General features: G+C 66.7%; 1 protein-coding gene. It reads right to left on the bottom strand.

Features of this window, described 5'->3' with window-relative positions:
- On the bottom strand, positions 1-207 hold a 207-nt coding region (locus B447_RS21690; RefSeq protein ID WP_004250154.1), incomplete at both ends, for an Ig-like domain-containing protein.

Genomic DNA, 207 nt, shown 5'->3' on the forward strand with positions numbered 1-207 from the left:
GTTGATCGTGACATTGACGCTCGGCGCGAGCGTGTCGACTGCCGTGCTGTCGCTATCGCCGCTACCGGCATTGCCGGCCACGTCGGTATAGCTGCCAGCCGGGACTTCGACCGTGACGTTGCCTTCAAAGCCGGCGGCCGGGGTCAGGTCGGCCGTCCAGCGGGTCGGGTCGGTCGGATCCTGGACGAGGTTGCTGATGCTGCCGTT

Source organism: Thauera sp. 27 (genome assembly GCF_000310125.2).
GTDB lineage: Bacteria > Pseudomonadota > Gammaproteobacteria > Burkholderiales > Rhodocyclaceae > Thauera > Thauera mechernichensis.